The following is a 3,956-nucleotide window of genomic DNA, read 5'->3' as shown; positions in this document are numbered from 1 at the left end:
CCGCGCGGGCTGATCGTCCCGAACATCAAGGACGCCCACGCCAAGACGCTCCCGCAGCTCGCCGAGTCCCTGGGTGAGCTGGTCTCCACCGCCCGCGAGGGCAGGACCTCGCCCTCCGCCATGCAGGGCGGCACGGTGACGATCACCAACGTCGGCGTCTTCGGCGTCGACACGGGCACGCCCATCCTCAACCCCGGCGAGTCCGCGATCCTCGCGGTCGGCGCGATCAAGCTCCAGCCGTGGGTCCACAAGGGCAAGGTCAAGCCCCGCCAGGTCACCACCCTGGCCCTCTCCTTCGACCACCGACTGGTCGACGGCGAACTGGGCTCCAAGGTCCTGGCGGACGTGGCGGCGATCCTGGAACAGCCGAAGCGGTTGATCAGTTGGGCGTGAGGCCGCCGACTCGGTAGCTTGGGCCCCTGAAGGGGACGGCCGCAACTTCGTCTTGCGACCGTCCCCTTCGCCGTCGTTCCGCGTTGTTCCGTCCCGCTGTGCGGTCTCAGGGCTGATGGAGCACATACACGGGGGCGCCGTCCTGGGCGCCGCCCCGCGACCGGATGCAGGCGTGCTTGCGCAGCAGCCGCAGACACTCGTTGACCCGGCGGACCGACAGGCCGGTCCGCGCGGCGATCACATCCAGCGGCTCCCGGAGCTCACCCTTCTCGCGAGCCGGCCGGTCGGGAGCCAGTACGTCGAGCCGGTCCGCGATGCGTCCCATGGCCTCGGCGATGGCCTCCCGCGCGGCGAGCACGGCCCGCTGCGCCGCCACCGCCTCCCTTTGCAGCGCTAGGGATTCACGCTGTGCGACCGCAAGCTCCTGGTCCACCTGGAGGTTGTGCGCCTCGAGCCGGACGATGGCGTCGGCGACCTGTTCCGGCATGGCGTGGGCGACGGGGGCGCGGGGACCGGCCGGCTGCACCTCGGCCTGCTCCAGGCTGTAGGAACCCTCCCGCTGCACGGTCTCGATGACTTCCGCGACCCACTGCTTGAAAGGGGCGCAGACCGGCTTGGTGCAGGCGTTGACGAGGAGGACGAGACCTTGCGGAGAGATGACCACCGCCGGGAACCAGTGAGCCCCGTCCGGCATCGTGAGCCGTCGGACCCTGACCGCCGCCCGGGGAGCCCGGAGTGTGCCTCAGGCCGGGGTTCCGCAGTCGGGGCGAGGGGTGGTGAGCCGGTCGGCGACGAGGGCGAGCCAGCCGCTCGGGGAGTAGGGCGCGGGCGGGTCGACCTCCATGCCCAACTCCGCGACGGCGACGGCGTAGTCCGACTCGCCGAGGTCGAGGGCGAGGAGTTCGTGGAGTTCGCCGGTGAGCCGGGCGACCAGCTGGGGGTCGGTGGCGGCGCGGTAGTCGTCGACGGCCGCTTCGTGGTCGTCGAACTCGTCGGGCATGTCCTGGGAGAACCAGCCGCCGAGGAACTGGCCGAGTTCGGGGAAGCGGGCGTGCCATTCCCAGTGGGTGGCGGGGGCGGCCGGGGGCGGGACCCGGCCCTCCTCGATGCTGCGCCTGATGTGGTCGGCGAGGCAGCGCAGCCACTGCTGGACGCCGGACTCGGGCAGGCCGACGTCGGGGACGGCGTAGTACTCGCCGAGGCGCAGGCGGAGCCGGCCCGGAGGGTTGTCGGCGTACTCGCGCAGCTGGCGTTCGGCGGTGGCGAGGGCCCAGGGGCGGGTGTGCCAGGTGTGGCGGAGGTAGGCGGTGAGGGCCTCGCCGGGCCGCTCGGGGGTGTCGTCGGCGGGCTGCCCGGCGTAGGCGCGCATGACCTGGTCCAGCTCGCCGTAGCGGCGGTCGTGTTCGAGGGGGCTCAGGGGCACGGTCGTCAGCCTCTGCGGATCGGCGCCACGGGCGGCGCTACAGGTGGATCGGGAAGGTGGCGTGCACGGTGAAGCCGTGGGGGCGGGAGGGGTCCCGCCGGAGGACCACCCGGGCCGCCCGTACGTCGACGGGCTCCCGGCCGGCCAGCATCATCGCCTGCAGCAGCACCCGTCCGACCGGCTCGGGCCGGGAGGGCCAGGACGCCTCGATGGTCAGCCTCGGACGCGTGGACAGCGCGAGCCAGCGGTGCACGGTCTGCTCGTTGGCGGTGACGACCTGCTGGGTGGCCCACTGGGCGGTCTCGCGGTCGGGGTAGGTGGCGGAACGGGTGCGCATGGTGGGCCGATTGTCTCCTGCTCGGTTCTGGCTCGGTGTCCCCGGTGGCTACGCGCGCGGCTCCCACAGGGGCGAGTGGGACTCCCGCAGGTGCTCCACGCACAGGCGGGCGAAGAGCGGGAAGAAGTCGGTGAAGTCCTCGGTGCCGGAACCGCCGGCCATGGCCGCCGAGCTGAAGAACCGGTCCATCTGGTGTTCCGTGTGGAAGAGGGCCATGGCCTGGTAGCACTCCGCGACCACGCTCGGCAGGTCCCACGGGCATCGGGGATGGGTCTCCTCGATGTACATGCGGATGCCCTCCTCGGAGGTGGCGTCGTGCATGTCGTCGCTGATCGCGACGCCGTCCTGGCCGAAATAGATGGGCAGAATCTGACCGAAGCGCGGGAAGCGGAGACTCAGCTCCCAGGTGTCCATGGGCCTTGCACAGAACGTCTCCAGGTCCGCGCCCCAGTTGTCGACGTAGTCGGCGATCTCCCGCAGGACGCCGGGTGTGCGCTCCTCGGTGGCCGCGCGGGGCAGGTTCTTCAGCGCCTTGTGCGAGCCGTCGGGGAAGGCCTCGAAGAGGTCCGCGGCCAGCCGCAGTTCCGCGGAGATCTCGGCCGGATGGCGTGCGCCGTCCTCGCTCGCGGTGCGCAGTCCGCGCACCAGAGTGAACAGGCGCTCCCGCCACTCGGCGGCGTCGTCGGGGATCCTCTTGCTCCACCCCTCGTACGGCGACAGAAGCGTACGGGCTCCGGCCAGCTGCCAGTATTCGACTGCTTTCCCATGGGTGGCCGTCATACTAACTTCCTGCCTTCTGGGTCAGATTCTTCGGCATCGACGTCATGACGGTGAAAGGGGGATCGAGGTCGCCGTTGTAGACGAGCCGGGTCTCCACACCGTCCACGTATCTCGCCTTGCCGGCCGGGAACGGGTCATTCTGGATCTCGCTCTTGTCGATGCTGCGTCCGCTGTGGCCGTACGGTGTTTCCGAAACGCTCACGTCGAGCCGCGCACCGTTCGCCGGCTTGCTCTTGATCCAGTCCGAGATCCTGTTGTCATTCTTGTCCAGATTGTATTGAGTCAGCTTCTGTGCGGACTCCATGTCCTGGAAAGAGGAGGCCTCTGCGATTTTGGGCTGGCCGTTCGGCCATGCGGTTCCCGGCCGGGGTGGTTTCTTCAGGTCGTCCCGCAGGCGCTGCGCCAGCTGGTCGTCGGTGAGGCCGACGTGCTTCGAGGCCGTGTGGGAGTTCTCCAGCCATTCGGTGGACGCCAGGTCCACCTTGTAGACGCCGTCGTCCGTGTCACCGGGCCGCGTCCACACGTGCCCCGGTTTGAAATCGGTCAGGGAACGCGCCCCGAACGCCTCCGCGCGGGCCTCCTCCGCCTCGTAGGCCGGCGCGCTGATGGCCGCCTCCCGGAGTTCGGGAAGCAGTTTGCGGAGTCTGTCCGCGCCGTCGTGGAATGCCTTGTGGCACGCTTCGACGGCCGCGTCGCATCCCGACTTGTCCATGTGCGAGCGGAACTTCAGGACTATTTCTGCGAAGGTGGCGTACGCCGACAGCTTCGTGAATTCGTCCCAGGAGAACCCGTCCGGCGTCATGTCCTTGACGGTCGCCTTCGCGGCCTGTGCCGCCAGACGCTCGGTGGTCTTGCGGCACTTCTCGGCGGCGTCCGCGGCGTCGTGGAAGATCTGCTTCATCTCGTTGCCGGTCTTCTGCAGCACCTCGATGATGGGCCGGCGCGCCGACGGCGTCTCTTTGGGATTCGTCCGCCAGTCACGGCCGCCCGGCTGGGACGGCGGCAGAGCCTCGTTGTCCGTGC

6 protein-coding genes are annotated in these 3,956 nt (G+C 69.8%); 1 reads left to right on the top strand and 5 read right to left on the bottom strand.

Annotated features, from left to right (window positions below; genetic code table 11):
• Nucleotides 1–393: 2-oxo acid dehydrogenase subunit E2 (locus IE249_RS38030; protein ID WP_229858926.1), on the top strand; the 393-nt coding region annotated here is incomplete at its 5' end.
• Between the two features lie 106 nt (nucleotides 394–499).
• On the opposite strand, the gene IE249_RS21215 is transcribed toward IE249_RS38030, so the two are convergent.
• The 5 genes from IE249_RS21215 to IE249_RS21195 all read right to left on the bottom strand — a co-directional run.
• Entirely contained in the window at nucleotides 500–1,087 is a 588-nt protein-coding gene (locus tag IE249_RS21215; protein ID WP_229858924.1) for a BRO-N domain-containing protein, read from the bottom strand.
• Between the two features lie 48 nt (nucleotides 1,088–1,135).
• The gene (locus tag IE249_RS21210) at nucleotides 1,136–1,816 is read right to left on the bottom strand and encodes a contact-dependent growth inhibition system immunity protein (RefSeq protein WP_189706797.1); all 681 of its coding nucleotides are present in this window, start codon (nucleotides 1,814–1,816) and stop codon (nucleotides 1,136–1,138) included.
• 37 nt (nucleotides 1,817–1,853) lie between these two features.
• On the bottom strand, nucleotides 1,854–2,153 hold the full coding sequence (locus IE249_RS21205) for an RNase A-like domain-containing protein (RefSeq protein WP_189706795.1): 300 nt from the start codon (nucleotides 2,151–2,153) through the stop codon (nucleotides 1,854–1,856).
• A 48-nt stretch (nucleotides 2,154–2,201) separates the two neighbouring features.
• Nucleotides 2,202–2,933 carry a hypothetical protein gene (locus IE249_RS21200; protein ID WP_189706793.1) on the bottom strand — a complete coding sequence of 244 codons (732 nt, stop codon included), beginning with the start codon at nucleotides 2,931–2,933 and terminating at the stop codon, nucleotides 2,202–2,204.
• Between the two features lies 1 nt (nucleotide 2,934).
• On the bottom strand, nucleotides 2,935–3,956 hold a 1,022-nt coding region (locus IE249_RS21195; RefSeq protein ID WP_189706791.1), incomplete at its 5' end, for an RNase A-like domain-containing protein.

It is taken from the genome of Streptomyces anandii JCM 4720 (genome assembly GCF_014650655.1).
Classification (GTDB): Bacteria; Actinomycetota; Actinomycetes; order Streptomycetales; family Streptomycetaceae; genus Streptomyces; species Streptomyces anandii.
Note: the sequence above shows the minus strand (reverse complement) of the source record. Positions and strands in the feature narration are given on the sequence as shown.

Bases quoted from the DNA above. Each gene is read 5' to 3' on its own strand.
- IE249_RS21215 (WP_229858924.1), bottom strand. From the start codon at position 1,087: ATGCCGGACGGGGCTCACTGGTTCCCGGCGGTGGTCATCTCTCCGCAA.
- IE249_RS21205 (WP_189706795.1), bottom strand. From the start codon at position 2,153: ATGCGCACCCGTTCCGCCACCTACCCCGACCGCGAGACCGCCCAGTGG.
- IE249_RS21200 (WP_189706793.1), bottom strand. From the start codon at position 2,933: ATGACGGCCACCCATGGGAAAGCAGTCGAATACTGGCAGCTGGCCGGA.